19 protein-coding genes are annotated in these 22,938 nt (G+C 40.6%); 7 read left to right on the forward strand and 12 right to left on the reverse strand.

What is annotated here, in order from left to right; genetic code table 11:
• A complete protein-coding gene (locus tag R2S08_RS03265) occupies window positions 1-522 on the reverse strand; it encodes a hypothetical protein (protein WP_133779347.1) in 522 nt (173 codons plus the stop codon).
• 141 nt (window positions 523-663) lie between these two features.
• Here R2S08_RS03265 and R2S08_RS03270 point away from each other — a divergent pair, with 141 nt between their 5' ends.
• Together R2S08_RS03270 and R2S08_RS03275 are read left to right on the forward strand one after the other, a co-directional pair.
• On the forward strand, window positions 664-1,098 hold the full coding sequence (locus R2S08_RS03270) for a GPW/gp25 family protein (protein WP_108554913.1): 435 nt from the start codon (window positions 664-666) through the stop codon (window positions 1,096-1,098).
• A 124-nt stretch (window positions 1,099-1,222) separates the two neighbouring features.
• Window positions 1,223-3,076 (forward strand): hypothetical protein, encoded by a 1,854-nt coding sequence (locus R2S08_RS03275; protein WP_316833847.1) that lies wholly within the window; start codon window positions 1,223-1,225, stop codon window positions 3,074-3,076.
• Window positions 3,077-3,079: 3 nt separating this feature from the next.
• On the opposite strand, the gene R2S08_RS03280 is transcribed toward R2S08_RS03275, so the two are convergent.
• Entirely contained in the window at window positions 3,080-4,018 is a 939-nt protein-coding gene (locus R2S08_RS03280) for a type VI secretion system baseplate subunit TssG (RefSeq protein ID WP_133779345.1), read from the reverse strand.
• A gap of 166 nt (window positions 4,019-4,184) precedes the next feature.
• On the opposite strand from R2S08_RS03280, the gene R2S08_RS03285 reads away from it, so the two are divergent.
• From R2S08_RS03285 to R2S08_RS03300, 4 genes are all read left to right on the forward strand, one after another.
• A complete protein-coding gene (locus tag R2S08_RS03285; RefSeq protein WP_316833848.1) occupies window positions 4,185-5,078 on the forward strand; it encodes a TssN family type VI secretion system protein in 894 nt (297 codons plus the stop codon).
• Window positions 5,079-5,102: 24 nt separating this feature from the next.
• Window positions 5,103-6,260 carry a hypothetical protein gene (locus R2S08_RS03290; RefSeq protein WP_316833849.1) on the forward strand — a complete coding sequence of 386 codons (1,158 nt, stop codon included), beginning with the start codon at window positions 5,103-5,105 and terminating at the stop codon, window positions 6,258-6,260.
• Window positions 6,261-6,494: 234 nt separating this feature from the next.
• Entirely contained in the window at window positions 6,495-7,889 is a 1,395-nt protein-coding gene (locus R2S08_RS03295; RefSeq protein ID WP_316833850.1) for a DNA/RNA non-specific endonuclease, read from the forward strand.
• A gap of 98 nt (window positions 7,890-7,987) precedes the next feature.
• Window positions 7,988-9,763 carry an aminopeptidase P family protein gene (locus R2S08_RS03300; protein WP_316833851.1) on the forward strand — a complete coding sequence of 592 codons (1,776 nt, stop codon included), beginning with the start codon at window positions 7,988-7,990 and terminating at the stop codon, window positions 9,761-9,763.
• On the opposite strand, the gene R2S08_RS03305 is transcribed toward R2S08_RS03300, so the two are convergent.
• Entirely contained in the window at window positions 9,760-10,956 is a 1,197-nt protein-coding gene (locus tag R2S08_RS03305; protein ID WP_316833852.1) for an anhydro-N-acetylmuramic acid kinase, read from the reverse strand. The two genes, R2S08_RS03300 and R2S08_RS03305, sit on opposite strands and share 4 nt — an antisense overlap.
• 21 nt (window positions 10,957-10,977) lie before the next feature.
• The gene (locus tag R2S08_RS03310) at window positions 10,978-11,427 is read right to left on the reverse strand and encodes a DUF6702 family protein (protein WP_316833853.1); all 450 of its coding nucleotides are present in this window, start codon (window positions 11,425-11,427) and stop codon (window positions 10,978-10,980) included.
• Between the two features lie 133 nt (window positions 11,428-11,560).
• Here R2S08_RS03310 and R2S08_RS03315 point away from each other — a divergent pair, with 133 nt between their 5' ends.
• Window positions 11,561-13,936 (forward strand): M1 family metallopeptidase, encoded by a 2,376-nt coding sequence (locus R2S08_RS03315; RefSeq protein ID WP_316833854.1) that lies wholly within the window; start codon window positions 11,561-11,563, stop codon window positions 13,934-13,936.
• 7 nt (window positions 13,937-13,943) lie between these two features.
• Here the strand turns inward: R2S08_RS03315 and R2S08_RS03320 are convergent, their stop codons facing one another.
• The 8 genes from R2S08_RS03320 to R2S08_RS03355 form a co-directional block, all read right to left on the reverse strand.
• Complete coding sequence (locus tag R2S08_RS03320) at window positions 13,944-15,239, reverse strand: hypothetical protein (protein WP_316833855.1); 1,296 nt, start codon at window positions 15,237-15,239, stop codon at window positions 13,944-13,946.
• Between the two features lie 3 nt (window positions 15,240-15,242).
• On the reverse strand, window positions 15,243-17,213 hold the full coding sequence (locus R2S08_RS03325; RefSeq protein ID WP_316833856.1) for a hypothetical protein: 1,971 nt from the start codon (window positions 17,211-17,213) through the stop codon (window positions 15,243-15,245).
• A gap of 31 nt (window positions 17,214-17,244) precedes the next feature.
• The gene (locus R2S08_RS03330; protein WP_316833857.1) at window positions 17,245-17,916 is read right to left on the reverse strand and encodes a hypothetical protein; all 672 of its coding nucleotides are present in this window, start codon (window positions 17,914-17,916) and stop codon (window positions 17,245-17,247) included.
• Window positions 17,917-17,923: 7 nt separating this feature from the next.
• Complete coding sequence (gene rfbA / locus R2S08_RS03335; protein ID WP_316833858.1) at window positions 17,924-18,784, reverse strand: glucose-1-phosphate thymidylyltransferase RfbA; 861 nt, start codon at window positions 18,782-18,784, stop codon at window positions 17,924-17,926.
• Window positions 18,785-18,830: 46 nt separating this feature from the next.
• On the reverse strand, window positions 18,831-19,385 hold the full coding sequence (locus R2S08_RS03340) for a DUF3109 family protein (protein WP_133779457.1): 555 nt from the start codon (window positions 19,383-19,385) through the stop codon (window positions 18,831-18,833).
• A gap of 1 nt (window position 19,386) precedes the next feature.
• Window positions 19,387-20,169, reverse strand: a complete 783-nt coding sequence (locus R2S08_RS03345; RefSeq protein WP_316833859.1) for a DUF3108 domain-containing protein — start codon at window positions 20,167-20,169, stop codon at window positions 19,387-19,389.
• A gap of 32 nt (window positions 20,170-20,201) precedes the next feature.
• Window positions 20,202-20,717 (reverse strand): DUF2480 family protein, encoded by a 516-nt coding sequence (locus tag R2S08_RS03350; RefSeq protein ID WP_316833860.1) that lies wholly within the window; start codon window positions 20,715-20,717, stop codon window positions 20,202-20,204.
• Window positions 20,718-20,779: 62 nt separating this feature from the next.
• Window positions 20,780-22,876: a SurA N-terminal domain-containing protein gene (locus R2S08_RS03355; protein WP_316833861.1), complete on the reverse strand. Its 2,097-nt coding sequence runs from the start codon at window positions 22,874-22,876 to the stop codon at window positions 20,780-20,782.
• Window positions 22,877-22,938: the final 62 nt, after the last annotated feature.

Below are 22,938 nucleotides of genomic sequence, written 5' to 3' on the forward strand. Positions count from 1 at the left end.
CTATCGGGTAAATCTTCCAGACCTGATCTTCTTTGCAGCGGTCTGGTTAGTTTTTAAGCAAGACTCCAGTTGGGTCCTGATGTTCTCAATCTGAAACTTGGTGGTGAACAATGAATCTTGTATCCCCGCCATCTGGGCAACGTCATCAGTCAGCTTCTTATAAAGCAAAAAACTTCCAACTCCGGGAGGTTGCTCCTTAATCAGGTCTTTGATCTTAAAATTTGCATTTTGGATATCTTCCAGCAGAATGGCCTGGTTATTCATCTCCTCCGAATTAATGGAGGTATATTTAGTCAACTGTTTGAACCGAAGCAGGATGACATCGAAGTTTTCGTTGATTTGCTTTCGTTTTGATAAGAGCTGGTCTGTTTGCTTTACTTGCTTCTCCAGCAGGCTGTATTCAAATTTAGACGCTGCAAAAAACAGATAAACACAAAATATTGAAAAACTGGTGAGAAGGATAAAATTTAAGACAAAAATCCTATAGGATCTAGTCAGTTCCTGAGCATTAATTGGTTTCATAGGGCGATGTAGGTAGGTAGTTTTTTAAAAAATTTATATTTATTTCTTCATTTATTCTTGCTTTCTTATTTCTTACTCCCAAAATTGGTCGCAATATTGATTATCCTTTTCAATTATTGTTCCATTTATAGTCAGCTCTTTATGTCACATTTTTTATACAATAAGCCCTTCCGCTTAAAAAATATTCTCGAAAACAAAGATTTAAATGAGGCAGATCTTGGCAAGTCCATTTCTCAAAATATTGAGCTTATCATTTTTACCCGATATGGAGAACACCGCCACAACAATAATTTTGGATGTGAAATTTGGGACCTGGATTTTGAATTAATCGTTAGTGAAACCATTTGGGAAGAAAAATTCAGGCAATCTTTATTAAAATCGGTTGTGCATTATGAACCCCGGTTGTATCAGGTAGAAGTCGAAATTAAAATGAGTGAAGTCGAAAAATTTTTTGCCATGAGAAATGTCACAGAGATTAAAAAGAAAGTTGACATCACGATTCTGGGAAGAATGAATATCACCGGAGAAAAATATTATTTTAATACCAGTTTATTTTTAAGCCCCCTCTCAAGTTAAACTAAAATTGCTCTATTTTAAGGAAACATTGAACAAAATTATAGACACTTTAAAAAATTTAACCCCGGCAATCCACTCTGAGATGATGTCACCACTGTCATCATAAACAAAATCTATACTACCGATGAAGAATATATTTTACTCCTCTAAAGACGAAATCAGAAACCGAATTTTGAAAAATGCACAAGATTATTGGGGAATTAAAAATACCAACGATTTTGACCCGCTCGTTAAATTACTGATCGAAGCCCTCAGTACAGAATTATTCAACGTTTCCAATGATGTCCGTAATCTGGAAAACAGGATTTTAGATAAAATATCAAGAATTCTGGCCTCGGATACGCTGACCTCTGCCATACCCGCTCATGCCATTTTACACGCACGCCCTTTTGAACCCACAGAGGTTATAGAAAATACGACCCAGTTTTTTTATAAGAAAAGATTTAAGGAAGCCGCCGAAAACAGCAAAGAACATACACTTGATGTATTTTTCAGCCCGCTTAAGCCCGTTACCATTTACAATGCAGGAATCTCTTTCTTTGCAAGCGGACATAATTTATTTCAATTAGACAGCCACCTTCACAAAACACTAGCTGCAAATACATTGTCTGGCAGCCATTTAAAGAACAACACGGCCTATATCGGAATGGAGATCGCTTCTGGTATAGAAAAGCTAAACGGCATAAGCTTTTATTTTGACTGGAAGAACTACGTGGTTAATGAAGAAGCCTATGACTTGCTTTCTCTGTCTAAATGGACATTGAATGATCATCCCCTAGATACCTCGCTGGATAAATTTTATATGGATCATCAAAAGCATGGAGAAGCCGCATTTGAGAAACAAGACGTGCTTCATTTGCTCTCACGAGACGTTCATGCCTTCTATTCTAAACGGTTTCTAACCATAGACCAGGAAGATCTTTTGCCTGCCCAAAACTATCTGAAACTTTATCCGGAAGAATTTGAACAACTCTTCCCACCAACCACGCTTGGATTGTTTAAAAAACCTATGATCTGGTTAAAGATCCAGTTTCCTGCCGCAATTACAGAACAGATGCTGGAAGAAATGCACATCACGGTGAATGCCTTTCCTGTAGTGAACAAAAGGTCTAATGAGATTAAACACAGGCTAAAAATGATGACCAATATCATTCCTGTAAAGCTAGGCCCGAATGACCAGTTTTTATGTGTCAGCCAACTCACTGATAAAACAGGGTATTCATATCTGGAGATTCCACACAGTCAGGATGAGGAAAGCAATACAGGATCCTACTCTATCCGTTATGGAGGAACCGAAAGACTGGACACGAGAAACGCAAAGGAAGTTGTAGATTATCTCTTTGAATTGCTTAGAGATGAAAAAGCAGCATTTTCCGCTTTCGGCTCTGATTTCTTAAACAGTTCCTTAAAGGATCTGGAACAAAACATCTCCATTATTGAGCAAAAGACACGTACACAGCTCGCCAATATTAAAGAGATGCTCAATTACATTATTGTTAAACCTTTGGAGCATGTAGATATTATGTTCCTCGATTTCTGGACTACCAATGCCGAAATTGGCAACCAAATCAGGTCTGGAAGCCGTTTACAGGCTTTCGAGAACAGCAAAATAATACCTGAAAGTCTGTATTTTCTAAGCAATAGTGTTGGTGGCAGATCAAGATTAGACTCGACCAACCGGGTTCAGGCCTATAAATATGGTTTAACTACAGGCGACAGGATCGTAACGAAATCTGATATTGTTAATTTTTGCTTTTATGAACTGGGCAATAAGATCAAAGGGGTAGATATCCGTAAAGGTTTAATGCCCGCACAAAATCCAAAAGCTGGTTTTGTAAAGACAACAGATATCATGATTACACCTTCGGCACAAAATGGCTTAAATACCGACGAATGGAACTCTATTCTTGCGCTGACCAAATCGAAACTGGAGAACCGGAGTATGATGAATATCCATTACAGACTTCTGTTGAACTGATCATTAAAGGTATACGGTGTAACCCAGATAAGAATTACTGCTTCCGGCGCCAAGTGTACCCAATTTATGCTCTTCACTGGCGAGGAGGTTGATTTTTATTTCCGTTTCAGCAGGCATCAGGTAAGATACAGCTGTATTGATCAGATAAGCATATGCGGTGCCTGGCATAAAATAAACCAACCTGCTGGTACTCGCCGGACCAATATGGATGGTCACTTCTTCTTCATCGGAGTCGAAACTGCTGCCAATAATGGAGTCTATGCCTAAAGCACCATGCCCAAGTTTAAATTGCATGCCTTCCTCTATTGTCGTTTGTTTAAAGGAAGGTGTGCTGTAAACTATATTGACCGGGATTTTGAAAAGTAGATTCAACAATTGTCCCAAAAATTTTACATTATTTCTTTTTTGATGTATGATGGGCAAAAGGTGCATCCATATGATGCCTTGTTCTTTATCAAAGAGCTCAAATTCTTTCCATTCAGAAGCAAATATCCTGGTCAGGTCGCTATAGCTCGTTTTTTTATCCAGCCTGTTTTCATACAATTCAAATTGTACCCTCAAATGGTTGATTTCTGCCTCAAAGGGCATAAAAAATCTCCTGGCATCTTTCTCTTCTGCTCTTTTTTCCTGTACATCGGCAATCATTTCTTCTTCACTCATGCCCGTACTACCTGATGGTGGCCGGTGAAAAAGTCCCTCCGGGAGCATATCATACAAACCTTCCCGGTTCACCTCAATGTTAAGACAGTCTTTTCTTTTACTTTCAGAATAATAGAGCGAATAATTACTAATTTCCTTTGCAAAAGCACGCTTTTTAGGACCTATTGGAATAACTGAGATCTGGTCTGCCTGGAATTCACCCGTCTCTATCAATTCGGCAGCTTTAGCTGTTGCTTTGTAATCAGTGTTTAGGTCATTCCTAAGTTCTAGTCTTTGTTTCATCTATTTATTTTCTGTTCTTTATAGTTAGATGGAGGTGTCTAAAAATTGCAGTCATTTTGCGGCATTCAGCAATCGTAAAGATTGTATTAATAATTGTACCAGTTTATGAAAAAAAATTAAGGTATTATATTTGTTAAGCTACAGATAAAATATCAAAGTTAATTTAATGGACGTTCAATCATTCTTCATCAGGTACTTACTTTTTCCAATTATTTTTATTGTATCGACTGCGCTGCTCTCTATTGTCAATAAGAAGAATCAGTTTTTAAACAACAAAAAATTAATTGTTATTGTCTTGCTCACAGGCATAATACTCGCCTTACCCGGCCTGCTCGGCTTCCTAAGTTTCGACTTTATGCCGTGGGGTTACATTATATGTCAAATCTATTACGTGGGTATAGGATGTTTGGCGGTGTATCTGCTTACTAAATATTATCCTGAAGAACTACTGAGCAGAAAATTGTTCATTGTGATATCCATTCTGGTCAGCAGCTTACTCAGTTTTTACCTGTTCCAGCTTGCCTTCAACTGGCTGAGCGACATTAATTTTGGGGTGTGGGCAGCCACAAGCATTGCTACGTTTATTGTTCCTTTGTTATTTTGGTGGGCATATGTGGCACTCATCAGTATTCCAACAGAAATTTACAAGGTTTGGAAATATCCATCCAGTCCAATGAATATAGATATGGACCATCTGGATTTTGACCGCATGCTGGTGCTTGAACTTGAACTCTACAAAAACACCAATGATCCCGAGCCACTTAAAGTGAAGGCCAAAGCTCCGGAAAATATGGTTTTTGGCGCCTGGTTTTATAAATTCATTGAAGATTATAATATTAAATTCCCTAAAAATCCGGTAAGGTATATCAGTGAAGACCATGAGGCCTATACCTGGATCTTCTTTATCAAAACTTCTTTCTTCAAGAAGAACATATTCATAGATCCTGATCTCGACATTATTAAGAATGGTATCTCAGAGAAAATGACCATCTATGCAAAAAGGGTGTCAGAAAATGCCTCCAGGCCCGAAAAAATTGGAGACGAAGCCATTTTCATATAATTAACAATCTATATATCTACTACTATGATTTCACCATTAAAATATAAACCGGTCAATTGGGTAGACGGCATGAAACTGTCCAGCAGCCATTTTGTGGCAACAGACCAGTTTAACCAGGATTTTGTAAGAGATGCTAACTCTGTATTTTTAACAGGTTTTAATTTTGGGCTGCTTGCGCCATTTGTAGGACAGCAAAGCTCACATAACATTGAAATTCTGGAAAGGGCCACCAATCATATTGAGGTGAAGGTTAGGCATTGCAATGCCATTACGGCCGAAGGCTGCAGGATAGATATCTTCAACCAGCCCGAACTGGAGAAGCAACTCTCCTATAGTCATTATTTTAGTGCAGAGAATTCAGACTATTCTAAAACAGTACAATACAATATTTTATTACTGGTCAATCCCTTTGAGCGCGTTCCTTCTGGCAATCCAGATCCACAGGATGCCCCTCCACGGTACCCGGATATTGCTAAAGGATACAGTATTGTTATTTTGCCGGCCTCAGAAATGGCACCCAAAAACCTGGACAGTTACCATCTGACCATTGGGCAACTCACACTTGAAAATGGAAGGGTATCTATTAATACCAGTTATATCCCACCAAGCAGTAGTATGGTGAGCCATCCTTCGCTGATCCGCTACTATGAATTGTTCAGCAGCCTAATTAATGAACTTCAATTGTCTGCTTTTAAAATTGTAGATAAAACAACAGGAAAAGAGGCCATTACTCCGCTGGGTAAAAATATCCGTCTATTGTCGGAAAAGCTCCTGGATTATATTGCCCAGATTTTCTTCAGCTACAGAAATCTTGGTTATCAGCAATCTCCAATCTATATTGCCGGCTACTTCTCCAATCTCGCTCATGCTTTCTTTACGGGAATCAAATTGATTGAATCAAAAGAAAGGGAAGAGATGCTGAAGTATTTCTATGAATGGAGGGATGTTACCCCCGGAAACTTCGAAGAATTGCTGGCCCGTACGATTGAATTGGTCTATGATCATCAGAACATTTATGCCTCTATGTCCATGATTGAAGAGTTTTTAAAGGTTCTGGTGGCTTTATGGAATAAACTCAGCATGCTGGAATATATTGGACAGCGCAAAGAAAATATTGTTGTTGCCGAGCAGCAGGTGGTACAGCAGGTACAAACCAAGAGAAGCTGGACCTTACTCGACTAAATCTATTCTCCTTTTTATAAGCAAATTTCATTGCGGTGTGCTGAGCTTAATGTGATATACACGTTAAGCTCAGCACACCGCAATACATTTTTGTATGCAAAATTTTTGATACCTTCCATCAATTATTAAGTTTAGTTACACTTTTCTGAAATAATGCACAAAAATTAATAATTATTTAACACCAAAAGCCGCACTTTCGTTTCCCCGATTAATTACGGTAAAACGAAAATGACAATGATTAAAAAACTTCTACTATTGAGTACAGCAGTAATTCTATTTTCTGCGTGTTCTAAAAAAACGATTGACATACCCGAAAAACCTTATTCTATTACTGAAGATCTGGAAAGTTCGGCTAAATCAGCTTATAAAATTGATACCGTTCAAATGCTGACCGGAAAATGGATTTTTGATAATGCTGTTGTGGGAAATATTGCAGGCGATCTGAAAAATGGCAACAGATCGATTAGATTAAAGACTGGAAGCCTTAGTATGCTTTATGATATAAAGGGAGTAAGAGCTTTATATATTAGCCATGGTAAATACGGGAGTGATGCCAATTCTACCTGGCAGGTATTGTTCTCTACAGATGGCGGAACAACTTATACCCAATTGGGAAAGAATATAGAAGAAACAAATAAAACACTGGTTATAGATTCCTTTGTACTTTCTTCTCCACAGACGGTGAGGTTCCAGATCAAAAAATTGGGTGCTGCAAATGATGCAGCAAGGGTAAATCTAGATGACATCACCTTTAAAGGGATAGGAAATCCTGGCGTTGTTGTGACAGATCCTAACGCAGACCCTGTTGAGCCAACCAATCCCGGAACAGCCACTGCGCCAAGAGGTATTACATTTGGCAGCGATGCTCAACCAACAGACGGAGACAACAGTAATTTACTATTTGGGAATCCGTCTCAAGCAACAATGATGACCCCAGATAATCTTTACCTGGATCAAAAATATTATACCGAATCCTATAGCAGCACCCGGTCAATACCAAACTGGGTGAGCTGGCATATAGATGCTGGTACAACCAATAACACCGTTAAAAGGCAGGATGACTTTGCTGGCTTCAATGGTTTACCTGAAGGTACTTATGTGGTGCAAAGCAACAGCTACGTAAATTCTGGGTTTGACCGGGGACACAATTGTCCATCGGGAGACAGAACAAGTTCTTTAAATGCCAATAGTGCAACTTTCTTAATGTCCAATATGATTCCACAGGCGCCAAAAAATAATCAGGGTACCTGGGAAGCCCTGGAAAGCTACCTTCGCGGACAGGTATCCGCTGGTAATGAAGTTTATGTTATCATGGGTAATTACGGTAAAGGCGGAGCAGGGAATAATGGAAACGTCAGCACCATTGATAATGGAAAAATCACTGTACCTTCAAACGTATGGAAAGTCGCGGTGATTATTCCTAACGGAAATAATGACTTAAGCCGTGTAACCAACACCACCAGGGTAATTGCCGTAAACACTCCAAACAACAATGCAGTAGACCCGGACTGGAAAAAATATATTGTGACTGTCAGGGACATTGAAAAAGCAACAGGTTACAACCTGCTCAACAATCTTCCACAAAACATACAAGATGTCATAGAGACCAACAAAGACTCTGGCAACTAACACAACACTGGCCTCCCCGAAAAGGAGGCCTTTTTTGTACCCCTCATGTAAATATATTCCTTAAGTTTGCCTAATTCTAATCCATAGAACATTTGACAATGACTTATCAAGAAAAACTAACTGCAATACGTCAACAGATGAAGGCCGATGATGTTCAGGCCTATATTATTCCTTCGGCAGATCCTCATATGAGCGAATACCTGCCAAAACACTATAAATGTATTCCCTTTACCTCTGGCTTTCTGGGCTCTGCCGGCACATTAGTAATTACTGCTGATTTCGCCGGTTTATGGACAGACGGACGATATTTCGAGCAAGCCACCGAGCAATTGAAAGGCAGTGGTTTTGAACTGGTGAAACAAAAAGTACAACACGCACCAGAATATATTCAATGGCTTGGCGAAACTTTACCAAAAGGAGCCGCTGTCGCCTCAGATGAAAAACTACTTTCCATCTTGTTGGGCGACCTTTTAAACCAAACCCTTGCGGTAAAAGGCATCTCCATTGTGCATAAAGATTACCTGAGTCCAATCTGGGAGGGTCGTCCTGAACTACCGTCAGAACCTGCTTTTTTGATTGAAGACCAACACATCGGCCAGTCTGTAGCTTCCAAACTGACTGAGGTTAGAGCTGTCTTACAAAAGCATCAAGCTGGTTATCACCTGGTTTCCTCACTGGATGATCTGGCCTGGTTATTCAATATCCGGGGCAAGGATGTAAGCTATAACCCCGTTGTGCTGAGCTTTGCCCTCATCAGTGAAAAAGAAGCCTTCCTGTTTATAGATCAGTATAAACTCAGTACTGCAGAAAAGGAACAACTACAGAAAAGCGGCGTTCAGTTGCTAGCCTATACAGACATTGAAAAGCACTTATCCGCTTTGCCTGAAAACAGCAGCATCTTTATCGATCCAAAAAGAAATTGTTATGCCTTTACAAAGGTTATTCCTGCAAGTGTGAAGATCATTAAAGAGACCAATCCCTCCACCCTTCTTAAAGCCATTAAAAACCAAACAGAACTGGCAAATACCCGTACCGCCATGGTTAAAGATGGTGTAGCCATTACCCGTTTTCTGAAATGGCTGACAGAGACGATCGGAAAAACAAAAATTACCGAACTTTCAGCAGCAGCAAAACTTCGTGGCTTCCGGGAAGAACAGGAAGGTTTTGTTGGCGATAGTTTTACGACCATTAGTGCCTACAGGACTCACGGTGCTTTGCCACACTATTCTGCAACTCCTGAAAGCGATGCAGAACTTAAACCGGAGAGCTTATACCTGGTAGATTCAGGCGGCCAGTATTTTTACGGAACGACCGACATTACCCGTACCATTTCTTTGGGAGAGAATACCGACGAAGAGAAAAAGGACTATACCCTGGTACTTAAAGGTATGATCGATGGTTGCAAATCCCGCTTTCCTAAAGGAACCTGCGGCTACCAGATCGATGCAATTACCCGTAAACCCATTTGGGAACATGGTATCAATTACGGTCACGGAACGGGTCATGGCGTAGGTTATTTCCTAAACGTACATGAGGGCCCCCAGGTCTTTAACCCAACCAATAATCCGGTAGCCATTGAACTGGGTATGATTACTTCTATAGAACCAGGCATATACCGTCCGGGAAAACACGGCATCCGAATAGAAAATCTGGTGAACACCATTAGCGATATCAGTAATGAATTCAATGAGTTTTACGCTTTTGAGGCTTTAACTATTGCCCCAATCAGCACCGCTATTGTTCAAAAAGAATTACTGGAACAGAGCCAAATCAACTGGCTGAATGCATACAATGCACTCGTGTTCGAGAAAATAAGCCCTTTCTTAAATGAAGAAGAAAAGAACTGGCTCGAACAAGAAACCCGGAAGATCTAAGCTGGTAAGCTGATCTTACCCATCACCACTGAAGGCAGTCCAGGGCGGTTTCCAAAATCAAGCCGCCCTCCTGTTACACATTCATTGGCCAGCAGACCAAACAAAACAGCCTCTTTTGCATCCGGATCTACTTCCAACTCTTTAGTGTCCTTCAATTTTTTATTCAATTTCAAGCTCAGTTTCTCCGCCAGCAAAGGATTGTGCATTCCACCCCCACTCAGGTAAATCTCGAAATCTTCTCTCCCTCCCATGGAACGCGTTATAGCCTCTACAATTCCAACGGCTGTAAATTCGCAAAGTGTTGCGAGAACATCTGTATTGGAAATTCCTTCCTGACCGGATTGATGTATCGCATTTTTCAGGTAATCCAGATTGAACAGTTCCGGTCCCGTTGTTTTTGGAAAGGCCAGTCCAAAGAAATCATTGTTCAGCAATTCCTTTAACAAAGCTTCGTTTAACCCCCCTGCAGAAGCCAGGGCTGCATTTTCATCATATTGCTTGCCCGGATAATGCAATTGTACAAACTGGTCCATCAGGGTATTTCCCGGGCCCACATCTGTAGAAAAAACAAGTTCAGGGCGACGGCCTGAAGGCAGATAAGTAAAGTTGGCAATACCTCCTATATTGAGTAAGATCCGATTCTCGTCTACACTTGAAAAGATCAGATAATCTCCATAAACTGCCAGCGGAGCACCTTCCCCTCCGGCGGCAATGTGTTTTTGCCTAAAGTCACTGAGGGTAATGATCCCCGTTTTCACAGCAATATGATCACCGTCGCCAATTTGAAGCGTTGCATTCGGATAATTTTCCTGCTGATGCTTAGAAAAAGGGGCATGATAGATGGTTTGTCCATGGCTGGCGATCAGATCTACTTCTGCAGCCGGAAAATTCCAGTCTCTTAGACAATCTAAAATCAGCTGAGCGTGAAATGTACCGATATAAGCATTTAACAAGGTCACTTTTTCCAGGTCTACCAGCGCTTTAAAAGAAACTGATTTCAGTTCCTCCTTAAATTCAGGAAGGTAGCTGATCGTTTTAAAATGCAGAAGTTCTGTTTTGGTCGAAATGCCTGATCCTGTAAAACGACATAAAGCGACATCCAATCCGTCAAGAGAAGTCCCCGACATCAATCCAATAATTATTCTGGATGGTGCAGCAGAAAGTTCTGCCAGTTTTTGTAGGTCTTTGTTCATAAGAATAATAGGTTATTCAACTCAAAATACAACTTTATAGAGCTTGTCCGGATAGTCAAGTTTGGTACTTTTTCTATTTCCGTTGTACGTAATATGCATAATATTACTCTGATCATCAAAAAGATCATACATAAATGTATTCAGGATCTCCAGATCTTTTAGTCCTTTAACAGGAACAGATTCAATATACAGTACAATGGCTTCATTATCTTTTTCAAATCCAAGATAATTCAGGCCGATCGCCTTGCCTCCCGTTTTCAACTGCAGGTGCCGGGCTGCATATTTTTTAACCAGCTCGTCCATCGCTGCATGTTTAGCCGAAGAAGTAAGGTCTGCATGGACCTTAAATGCCTTAGCTAAGGCATTTTCCAAATCATCGGTAAACAATCTGCAGCTGATTTCTACCGTTGCACCTTTAGCGGTATAATTCAACTCCATACTACTCAAATGCAGAGGGTGTCTTTTTTCCACGGGTTTTACAGGCAAAAATCCCAGGATTAGGTAACAAATTAATAGCGTTTGGTTTAATATTATAGTCATGGTGCTTTCCTGTTTTCAGAATACAAAAAAACAGTTTAAATTTAAATTCGCATAAGTTTTACAAATGAAATCTACAAAAGCTCTATTTTCCCTCTCCATGGCGCTGGTTTGTTCTTCAGCCGTGTTCGCACAGAACATCAGGAACAATCCGGAAAGTAATCATGGCAATAAATTTGAACAATTAGGCACCATTTTGACCACGCCGAATGAACAAAGAACGGCCAGTGGTGCCCCAGGCATAAAATACTGGCAGCAAAAAGCAGACTATAACATCAAATGCAGTCTTGATGAGAAGGAACTTAAGTTAAACGGCAGTGAAACCATTACTTATTCCAACAATTCCCCTGATGTGTTGACCTATATCTGGCTGCAACTGGATGAGAATGAGCACAACAACCTCAGCAATTCAGGATATCAAAGCAGCAGCCTGATGCCGCAAAACACCACCACACAGGCATTGGATAAATTTCAGTATGATGGAAGCGACAATGGTTATGGGGTTAAGATCAGCAAGATTACCGATGCACAAGGAAGGCCTTTAAAATACACCATCAACAAGACCATGATGCGTGTAGAAATGCCAGCGCCCCTTGTCTCAGGTCAGCAATTTGTATTCAATGTAGACTGGAGTTATAAAATTGGTAACCGTATCGCCATGGGTGGCCGCGGTGGTTATGAGTACTTTCCTGAAGATGGAAACCATTTGTTTACCATGACCCAATGGTATCCCCGTTTATGCGTATACAGCGATTTTCAGGGCTGGCAAAATCATCAGTTTACCGGGCGGGGCGAATTTGCACTAACCTTCGGGGATTTTAAAGTACAAATTACAGCTCCTGCAGATCATATTCTTGGCGGTACCGGAGAATGTGTTAACTACGAAAAAGTATTATCACCGGCCCAACTGTCCCGCTATAAACAATCTAAAACAGCTGCAGAACCTGTTGAGATCGTTACCCTTGAAGAAGCAAAGCAGGCCGAAAAAAATAAAAGTACCCAAACCAAGGCCTGGATTTTTGAGGCAAAAGATGTCCGGGATTTTGCCTGGACTTCTTCCAGAAAATTCATCTGGGACGCCATGGCACAGCCTATAGAGGGCAAATCTGTAATGTGTATGAGTTTTTATGGCAAAGAAGCCTATGGTCTTTACCGGAAGTTTTCTACAAAAGCAGTTGCCCATACCATAAAAACGTATTCCCATTTTACCATTCCATACCCATACCCAGTTGCCCAGAGCATTGAAGCTGCCAATGGTATGGAGTATCCTATGATCTGTTTCAATTATGGCCGTACCGAAAAGGATGGTACGTATACAGAAACCTCTAAAAATGGAATGCTGGGCGTTATTATACATGAAGTTGGGCACAATTTCTTTCCAATGATTGTGAACAGCGATGAACGTCAGTGGACCTGGATGGATGAGGGTTTAAACTCTTTCGTGGAGTACCTTACAGAGGAACTTTGGGACAATAAGTTCCCCACCAAGAAAGGACCTGCCTATACGATTGTAGACTACATGAAATTACCAAAGAACGAACTGGAGCCTGTTATGACCAATTCGGAGAATATTGTCCGCTTTGGCCCTAATGCCTATTCAAAACCTGCAACGGCACTAAATATCCTGAGAGAAACGATCATGGGCAGGGAACTATTTGATTATGCCTTTAAAGAATACGCCAGAAGATGGGCTTTTAAACATCCAACACCTGCGGATTTTTTCAGAACGATGGAAGATGCCAGTGGCGAAGATCTCGACTGGTTCTGGAGAGGCTGGTTCTACGGTACCGATGCTTGCGACATCTCTTTAGATTCTGTAAAATTTGCAAAAGCGGACGTCAATGCCACCGTTCCCCCGGCAACCTCTTCCATGATCAAATTAGAGCGGCCACTTGTCAATGCATTTGAAGACATTTCCAAAATCAGAAATAAAGAAGATAAATCTATCAGTTTCTATACCGACAAAGATCTAAAAACCAGGGATTTTTACTGGAAATATGACAGAGGACTGGAAAAATACGACGATACTGAACGCAAACAGGTCAACACACCTGCTCTGGAACAATTAAGCAGCAACGACAAGTCCAAATATGCAGGAAAATTCTTCTATGAATTGTCCTTTAGCAATAAAGGAGGTTTGGTGATGCCTGTTATTGTTGAGTTTACTTACACTGATGGCACAAAAAGAATAGACAGGATTCCTGCACAGATCTGGCGCCTGAATGAAAACAATGCCTCTAAATTCTATGCAGAAGATAAAGAAGTTGCCTCCATAAAGCTGGATCCGATGCGGGAGACAGCAGATATCGATGAAAGCAACAATACCTGGGGTGGCCAGGCACAAGCTACTAAATTTCAATTGTTCAAACAAAAAGCAAATGCAGCTGCCGCCCGCGGACAGTCTACCGGATTGAACCCAATGCAGGCAGCAGATAAAAAATAAAGCGACCCTAATTTCTACTCAGGCTCATCTCCATTTCGAGATGGGCCTTTTTTGCATCTTCTCTCTTCATCTTCACCGTCAAATGGGTAAAGAACTCCAGATAAGAATTCAGCAAAGGAAAAACATTGTCTTTGTGCAGTTGATCTATATTCGCCTCCGCAGAGAAGAAATAAGGGGTATTTCTTACCCCTCCCATTAATTGGCTGTATGTATTGGTACTTAATTGCAGTACCTGATCATTGCTTCTAACGAATACCTGATACAAAGGGAACAATGATTTATTGAGCTTCTCCCCTTCAATAGCCTTTTGCTTTTTCAAGTAATTCAGCAAACCACCTGTTTTTGTACCCAACGTCATCCGCATATCCGGAACCCTGACCTCCTTGAGTTCTTTTTGCTCCGTCTTTTCAAAATCGTCGTTATAGGCATACGTAATTAGGGTATCGGTCTGTTTGATCGATTTGTTGACTACCAGATCTGCATAGCCCTTATAATATTTATTTAAACTGTCTGCTGAAAGTTCAATCCCTCCAATTGTCCACAATTTATTCAAATGAAAATTCCCTGGTTTGGCATTCAGCCATATTTTCACCAGTGCATCGGCATCCAGATCTGTACTTACATAAGGCTGTTCGGAAACATCAAGCCCCTTTATAGGAACAGAACCTTCTAACGAAATCGCATTGTCCTTTACTTCTCCCGATCCGGAAAATCCATCAAAAATATAAGCCAGATGACCTTTTATCTTCAGGAGGCTTTGTAGCCTTTGATCTCCTTCATCTAATAGGTTTCTTTTATTCAGTACATCCAGAAGAATGGTTCTGGTCTGTTCTCTTTTAAAAGAATAAGACAATGCCATTTCCTGATCACTATAGGCCACGCATAATTTCCCATCTGCACTGGTACCGAAAACCTGTCCGCCTGTTATATTTTCGAAAGCATGGATCTTCATGGCCTTTTTAAGAAACAATCTAAGTGCTGCTGTATCTGTGAGCTGTAAAGAACAAAAGAAAGTCTCTGCAGACTTAGAACGTACATTGTAAATAAAAAGACGGGAAGGAATAGAAAAGCCCTTGGGACTGGATATCTCTTCGTTTTCCCAGGTTAGAAATTTTGGAGGATTTCTCCAAAAGCTCAAAGCGTTGCTTTCCAGTATGCCATCCAGATCAATCTTAAATAGGAGAGCTGCCTGGTTATGGATCCGATTTTTCCGGGATTGGTATTTTCTGTATTGGAGGTAACCCAATACAACGATCAGCAGCAGCAGAATAACCGCTGCTGATCTGGTCCATATTTTCTTCATGAACTATTTTTTTGCTTCCTCTATCAAAGAGAAAAGGTATTTCAAAGCATTCGGCTGGCTGGCCGGGATATCCATGCTGACCTCTCCCGAAATTGCATTTCCTTCAATAGGGTTAGATTTCATATAGATATCTCCAATTGAATTCAAGAGTTTATTTGCTTTATCTACCTTCGCTGTATTGCCAAGTTCTTCAGCAGGAATCTTCCCCGCAAGTTTCTTTGAACTGAAATAGGCAGCATAATTAGCATTGTTCAACATCTTTTTATGTCTGGAGGATACTTTAGCAACATAACGGTCTCCTGCAATCTGTGCCATTTCATCAGCATTGGTTCCCAAAAATATCATGTCTTTTTTAAGTACAAAAAAAAGTGCCATCGGACTCTTAGGGATAGACATCTCATAATAACCCTGATTATTTTTTACGAATTCCTTCTTTACACCGTAAGCGATTAGCTTATTAATAAGCTTATGGTCTTCAGAAGAGAACATCAGCAGGAAATCCGGCAAGGTCTCTTTCTTGGTTTTGGTCACCTCTTTGGTTTCAAAATTCTCTTCATTGTATTCATAAGACTTATAGGAAACTTCCTTTTGACTAAGACCATTAAAAATAAACAATCCATCTCCCTTGATCACCTTACTCACTGCCTCTTCATCCAGCAAAAGAGAAAAAAGATCGCTGGCCATACCAATCTCATCTCCGTAAGCCGAGCCATAAAATCTGGAGATGATCTTTGGATAAGCCTCCAGATAAGCCTTCGTATCAGCGGCATAGGCCATATATCCGATGAGTTTATCTTCGTTTACATATTGGAGAAACTTATTGTTCAATTTTCTCTTATTGACCTTTTTAAAGATATCGGCCATATCCTGATCAAAATGCATTGCAGTGCCGATCTTTATATTTTTGTCTTCCAGATAAAGTTTTGCTACCACACTTCCGTATCCCTTGAACATACTTTTACCATCAAAATAACGGTTGGAGGGCATATAGCCACCGATCAATTTATCCAGCCCAGCAATCCACACAGAAATTTCGGCATGCCCGTCAATGCTTTTTACATAGTCCTTGTTGTCCAGAATAGAGTTCGATTCCCCTTTGGCGACAAAGTCATCTGCCTTTTGTTGCACACCTTTAGCGATGGTTCTTTTTTTGAGCGCCAGTTGCTGGGAATAACCATTGTCCACCTCATTGGCCGGAGCTGCAGCCACACTGTCGGCCATTGCTACAGCCTCAGTAGGGTCTGCTTCCTCCTCTTTTATCTGAACTGGTCTTTTCTTTACTGGTCTGGCTTTGTGCTTTTTCGAATGTACTTTCCCTTTCTTCTTTGCTCCCGATGTTTTTGTTTTGGTCGCTTTGGTTTTCCTCACCGCAGGTTCCTGTATTTCCGTTGTGTCATGAGCTGCTGCAACCGCAACCGCATCAACAACAGTGCTGTCAATTGCCACCGCAGCTGTATCCGTAATCCCAATGGAAGTTTGTGCAGCAGGGTAAAGATAAGATGTCTTCCCTTCGCCTTTGACAAAATACAGGGTATTTTCATTCCAGCGCGTTAGCTCTGTAGAATCCTGATTATAATAGGTTCTCCAGTTCCCCGCAGTATTGAACTTTAATCCGGAACTGGTATACAGTTCATCCAGCTTCGCGGCATTTTTTACCGGAGCCAGCAGGCAGTGATAACTTACACTGTCATTGCCCTGATTGTAATAGTAAAAATCGGCTGATAAGTTAAAACCAAGTTCTTCCACCTGGCTTACTTTACTTTTGGTAGATCTCGAAACTTTATCCAGGATTTTTTTCCCAAGAAAGGTCTGATTGAATTCATTTGTTGACAGGAGCTCCAGCATATTTTTCCCTTTAAGGGTAGCTACCACGAGCGCATCTGAAGGTATTTTACGTTGAAGATCTTGTGCTTTAAGTCCGGTTACGAGAAAAATAACGCTGAGCGTCAACGTTAATTTAGTAAGAAAATTCATGATGATAAAATTTTAAATAGGTAGGTAAGATTTATTTTGACAGCGTAATTTTATTGGAAATATTGGTTTTACCATTGATCAGTCCGAGCATCCCTGTTCGAACCATCACCGCCTTTTTACTTGCGGAGACTTTTGCCAGAGGATTTGTACAAACGGAAACCGGTACCTCAAAACGATAAATACTCGTATAGGTAGCCTCCTTAAATACATTTTTTACTTCTGGTTTTAGTTTGTTGTATTGAACCAGGGCTTCCTTATTGTGTGCATAATTTCGCTCAAAAACATGATTTGCCGGGCTAAAGCTGTAAGAAGAACTACTTAGGGCATTCACTTTTAGTTTTTTGAGCACATTCTGGCTGATGTTATTGATATTCGAAATATTATTAAAGGAGAAGCTCACGCTCGCGATGAAATTCTCCAGGTCCAGCTTCCGGCTTACATTAGTAATTCCTTTTGAATTTTTCAGATAAGCCACAACCTCATCCATTTCTTTTTGAATCTTTTGCTTGGAAGGAACTTTGTAGCCATTCACACTATCCAAAAGCAGGATCGAAGCGACCTTGGTTTTGCTCTGGCTAAGATTTACGGTAAGGTTAACTGTACCTGTCCCATTGTCAGACAGGTTAATTTCTTCTACAATCTGGAAGCAGGAACTGCAACAGCAGGCCACGAGGATCAGAAACAGGTACAGATACCCTTTCATTTATCAATTATTTGATCACTTTTAATAAATAGGCACCATAACCACTTTTCACCAATGGCTCTGCTACTTTGTGCAACTGTTCCTTATCGATAAAGCCCATCCGGTAAGCTACCTCTTCAATACAACCAATCTTCAGGCCCTGACGTTCTTCGATCACCTGTACAAACTGTCCGGCCTGCATTAAGGAAGCAAAAGTTCCTGTATCCAGCCATGCTGTTCCCCTGCTCAGTACACCTACTTTCAATTTACCTTGTTCCAGGTAAACCTTGTTAACGTCTGTAATCTCATACTCACCACGAGGTGATGGTTTAATGTTCCTGGCAATTTCAACCACACTGTTGTCGTAGAAATACAATCCTGGCACAGCATAGTCAGATTTAGGAGCAGCAGGTTTCTCTTCAATCGAAACCGCATTGTTCTCCTCATCAAATTCCACCACACCATAACGTTCCGGATCTGCGACTCTATAGGCAAATACCACTCCACCATCCGGATCTGAACTTCCCTGAAGCAACTTAGCCATTCCGTCACCATAGAAAATATTATCGCCGAGCACCAGTGCTACTTTATCCTGGCCGATAAAATCAGCGCCAATCACAAATGCCTGTGCAAGACCATTAGGCTCAGCCTGAACCGCGTAAGAAAACTTACAGCCCAAACGACTTCCATCACCCAGGAGTTTTTCGAAATTTGGAAGGTCATGTGGGGTAGAAATGATCAGAATCTCTCTGATCCCGGCCAGCATTAAAGTAGACAAAGGATAATAGATCATCGGTTTATCATAAACCGGCATCATTTGTTTACTCATTACTAAGGTTAAAGGGTGCAACCTTGTGCCACTTCCACCTGCTAAAATTATTCCTTTCAAAATTCGGAGTCCGTTAGTTTTATATGATTTAATTATTTATCTGCAATTATAAGCTATTTTCCAATTCTGCATACCATTCCGCACCATATTTACGGATCAGCGGCCCTTTTAAAAACTGGTAAACCGGAACTTTTAATTCACGGCCAAAGGTACAAGCGTCTTTACAAATACTCCACCTGTCATAATTCAATACGTCGAACTCTGGATAATGCGTAATTCGAATAGGGTACAAATGACAGGAAATCGGTTTTTGCCAATCGACAAGCCCTTCTTCATAGCCTTTTTCTATGGCGCATTTGGTAATGCCATTTTCAAAAGTAACGTAAGCACATTCCTTGTTCCCATCCACGCATGGTGTGGTCAGGTCTCCATCCTGATCGACAACAGATGTACCATATTCTTCTATTGCTGCAATTCCTTTGGGTGCCAGCAAATGTTTGATCTTAGGATAAATTTCTTCCAGGACTGCTTTTTCAGCTTGTTCAAGTGGGGCCCCTGAATCTCCTTCCACGCAACAAATCCCTTTACATTTATTGAGGTTACACACAAAGTTTTCGCTAATCACATCCTCATGGATGAGCGTATTCTGAACTTCTATCATCTTATTCATCAATTTTAGCCATTGGGTATTTAAGCCCCGTAGCTGATTTTAATTCCATAGTCACCGCACCAACAAGTATCTCTACCTGAGCTTTTACCGGGACACGGTTCCCGTCATCAGTAATCCAGAGGTAAAGCCTGCTGTCCTTCCTGAAAATCCTTCCAGGCTGTATAGAAGGGCTGAATTTAAGACATCTGATCTTACCCAGCTTCGTCTTGATCACTTCCTTTCCGATATATTCAATTTTCAACTGGCTAATCCCATCCTGCAGGAAATAGTTCAGCGCAAACTGGTCACCCGATTTGATATTGGCAATATCCAGACTTCTTGCAAAATAGTACGCAGAAACCAGATCAAAGGTCTGGTTCGTAGGCCCGGTAAATGTACCCCGGTTAGAAACAACCTGCCTGCTGTGCTGTGTAAACCTTGCTTTATCTGCCCTTTTATAACCTCCTTCGCGGATATTTTCCTGATAAAAATAAGGGGTGAATGTTTCCTTATCAATATAGGAATCGTAATGATCCCTGATCTTATAAAAAATATCAAAGGTCCCTGACGTTTCCCCATCCACCGATAATTTATAAACCGGCTTGTTGTCAAACTTCATGTCTGTATTCAGAACTTTCAGTGTTCCTTCGGCTGCCGTAATAAAGCCATATTTTAACTTATACTGAAGTACCTCTCCTGCCTGAAAGACCGGTTCCTTTTTTGAAGGCAATTCCTGTGCATACACTTGTATTCTGACTAATAAACTTCCAACAAAGAATAAAAAGGCAAATCTCATACAGAATTTATGCAAGAATCCTTCCAAAATCCTTAATCCTTACGCTTATAGATCGGAACTGTAGAACACGGCTCCCCATACATAATGCTTTTCACAACAGGAAGCAGCAGATTGGTCAACTCCACGTAAGCCGAAACCGGAACATCAATGTCTGCACAACCCTTAACAACAACTCTTTCACCAGCTAAAGAATCCAGATCTATATTGGCCAGTGATTTTGCAAACAATACCGATTCCAGGACATCTAAGCCCCCAAAGACAACCTCATTGGCAAAAGGCTTCATTTTGCTGGCCAGCAGCATATACGCCCAGGTAGGCACGATAGCATCCGCCGAGCAAATAACTGCTATGTTTTTATCCTGATACTGAGACCAGTCATGATTCTTTATGAACTCGCGAAAATCCTTTTCACGCAGCATCAATCCATGAAAGAGATTCTCTTTAATATCATAGACTACACGCTCACCTTTATTGTAATATTCTTCCAGGTTGATCGTAATTAACCCGCTGGCACTAACTTTATTAACAAAATTCTCCTGAATATCCATGGCATCTAAATGAAAAAACCGGAAGCGATATACTTCCGGTTACAAAATTACGTAAAATAAGATTAATAGAATTTCACCCTATTGTCTTTTATCTTGCTTTTATCCTGTAGTGCCTGGAACGCTGCACCTAACGCACGCTGTCCAACACTCAGTAACATAGTTTCTTTTTGTTTATATGTATTAGCCAATGGAGCAGGATTGCTAAATGCACTTACTGTAAAAGCATAAACACCATGATCTCCCGCAACAGGGCTGGAAATTTTATTTACAGCAGAACCGAATACAGTACCAATCAATTTGTTTTCCTGGCCCACGCCCGGAAGCACAGGATTACCAAAAACAATATTCTCTACCGGTACTACTGGTTTAGCCACTTTTTGTGCAACCTGATCTAAACTTCCTGCACCTTTCAATGCATTGTTTAATTTTTCAGTTAACATTTTACCTTTTACAGCTGTACGTACTAAAGGCTCGATGTCTTTTTTAACATCTTCCAAAGACAACTGACCTTTAGGTTTAATCGCTGTTAAACGAGCTACAACAAAAGCATTCTCCATTTGGTAAACCTGCGCAAGAACGTCTCCTTTTTTAGCTGCATAAGCATCTTTAATTAAAGGACGTGGATTATCAAGCCCCGGAGCGTACCCCTGACTAGCCGTTACTTTATCTGCAACACCCACAGTATACCCTTTTTTCTGAGCAAGGGGCGCAAAGTCATCACCTTTTACTTCATTCAGGAAGCCAGTTGCTTTTTTATACGCTGCATCTTTAGTTTTGCTGCTTGAAGTTAAATTTTTCTCAATATAAGCCAGTTTAGCCACTTTAGAAGAGCCAACTTGTTTCTCAATTTTGATCAGGTGAACACCAAACTGTGAACGAACCACTTTAAGATCGCCTGCTTTACCGTTGAAAGCTGCGTTCTCAAATTCCGGAACCATTTGTCCGCGGGCAAATGTACCCAGCTCTCCACCTTTATCTTTAGAACCGTCTATACTGTACTGCGCAGCTAATGCGGCAAAATTACCACCTTTTTCCACCAGCGCTTTTAGAGAGTCTGCCAATTTGATCGCTTTATCTACTCCACCAGCTTTAGCTGCATCGATTAAGATGTGGCTGGCTTTAACTGAATCTGGTGAAAAACGGGTATCAATCACCTTAACTAATTTGTAAGAGTTACCCGATAGTTTTGGTCCATAGAAACTTCCTGCAGGTAATGCAAACACAGCTGAATCTACAGCCGGATCCAATTTACCTTTAGTAACATACGTATACGGAACTTTTACGTCAGAATTAATTGCAGCAAATAAAGAATCATTTTTTGCGGTTTTAAAGTCACCGGCTAATTTTTCAATTTGCGTTCTCACTGCAGCAGAATCTTCCTTAGTAGGGTTCACGCTAAATGACACATATTCGAATGATCTTGTCTCAGCAGGATTATCGAAACGTGCTTTATTCTCATTGTAGAAATCTGAATAATCAGACTCAGACAATTTTAACGAAGCATCCGCAATAGAAGCATAATCTAAACTTACATAGTTAAATTTAGCCAGCTTATTTCTGTTGATGTACTCATCATTTGCTTCCAGGGAAGTTACATACACTGAATTTTTGATCAGATTTCCGTATTTCTGCTGTAAAGCTTGTTTTTCAACCTCAACCTGTAAAAGATCCCATTGCTCTTTAAGCTGAGGATTCTTAGACTGTTGCTTCAAGCTGTTCAGAACCGCAGCACGGTCTACCTGGCCAGTTTTAGGATTACCAAAATATTGTACGATTAAAGGACTTGGATTTTTACCCTGCAAAAGATCAAAAAGTTCATCACTTGATACATTTAAGCCCAAGCGGCTGTACTCTTTTGACAGCAGGACATTGGCCACTTCGCCATTCCAAACATTTTCAACAGCCATAGCCTGCATCTGAGGATTGGAACTTCCTCCATATTGCTGCTTGAACTGCGCTTCGCTCTGTTCTACTTTTTTACCAAACTCTTCGATGCCGATTTCTTCTCCGTCAACTGATCCCACTACTCTTTGCGAATCAGCCCAGAAAGGCTTGCCTACCTTTATTGCATCGCCCAATAAAAATGCAACAATTGCAAAACCGATAAAGCCAATAAGGATAAAGCCTGCACGATTACGCAAAAATGTCATTAAACCCATAATAATTCTTATTTATAATTTTTTTTAAGAGGGCGCAAGATACAACTTTTGCCAAAAAAAGA

The sequence above is a fragment of the Pedobacter nutrimenti genome (assembly GCF_032678445.1).
In the GTDB taxonomy this organism is placed as follows: domain Bacteria; phylum Bacteroidota; class Bacteroidia; order Sphingobacteriales; family Sphingobacteriaceae; genus Pedobacter; species Pedobacter nutrimenti_A.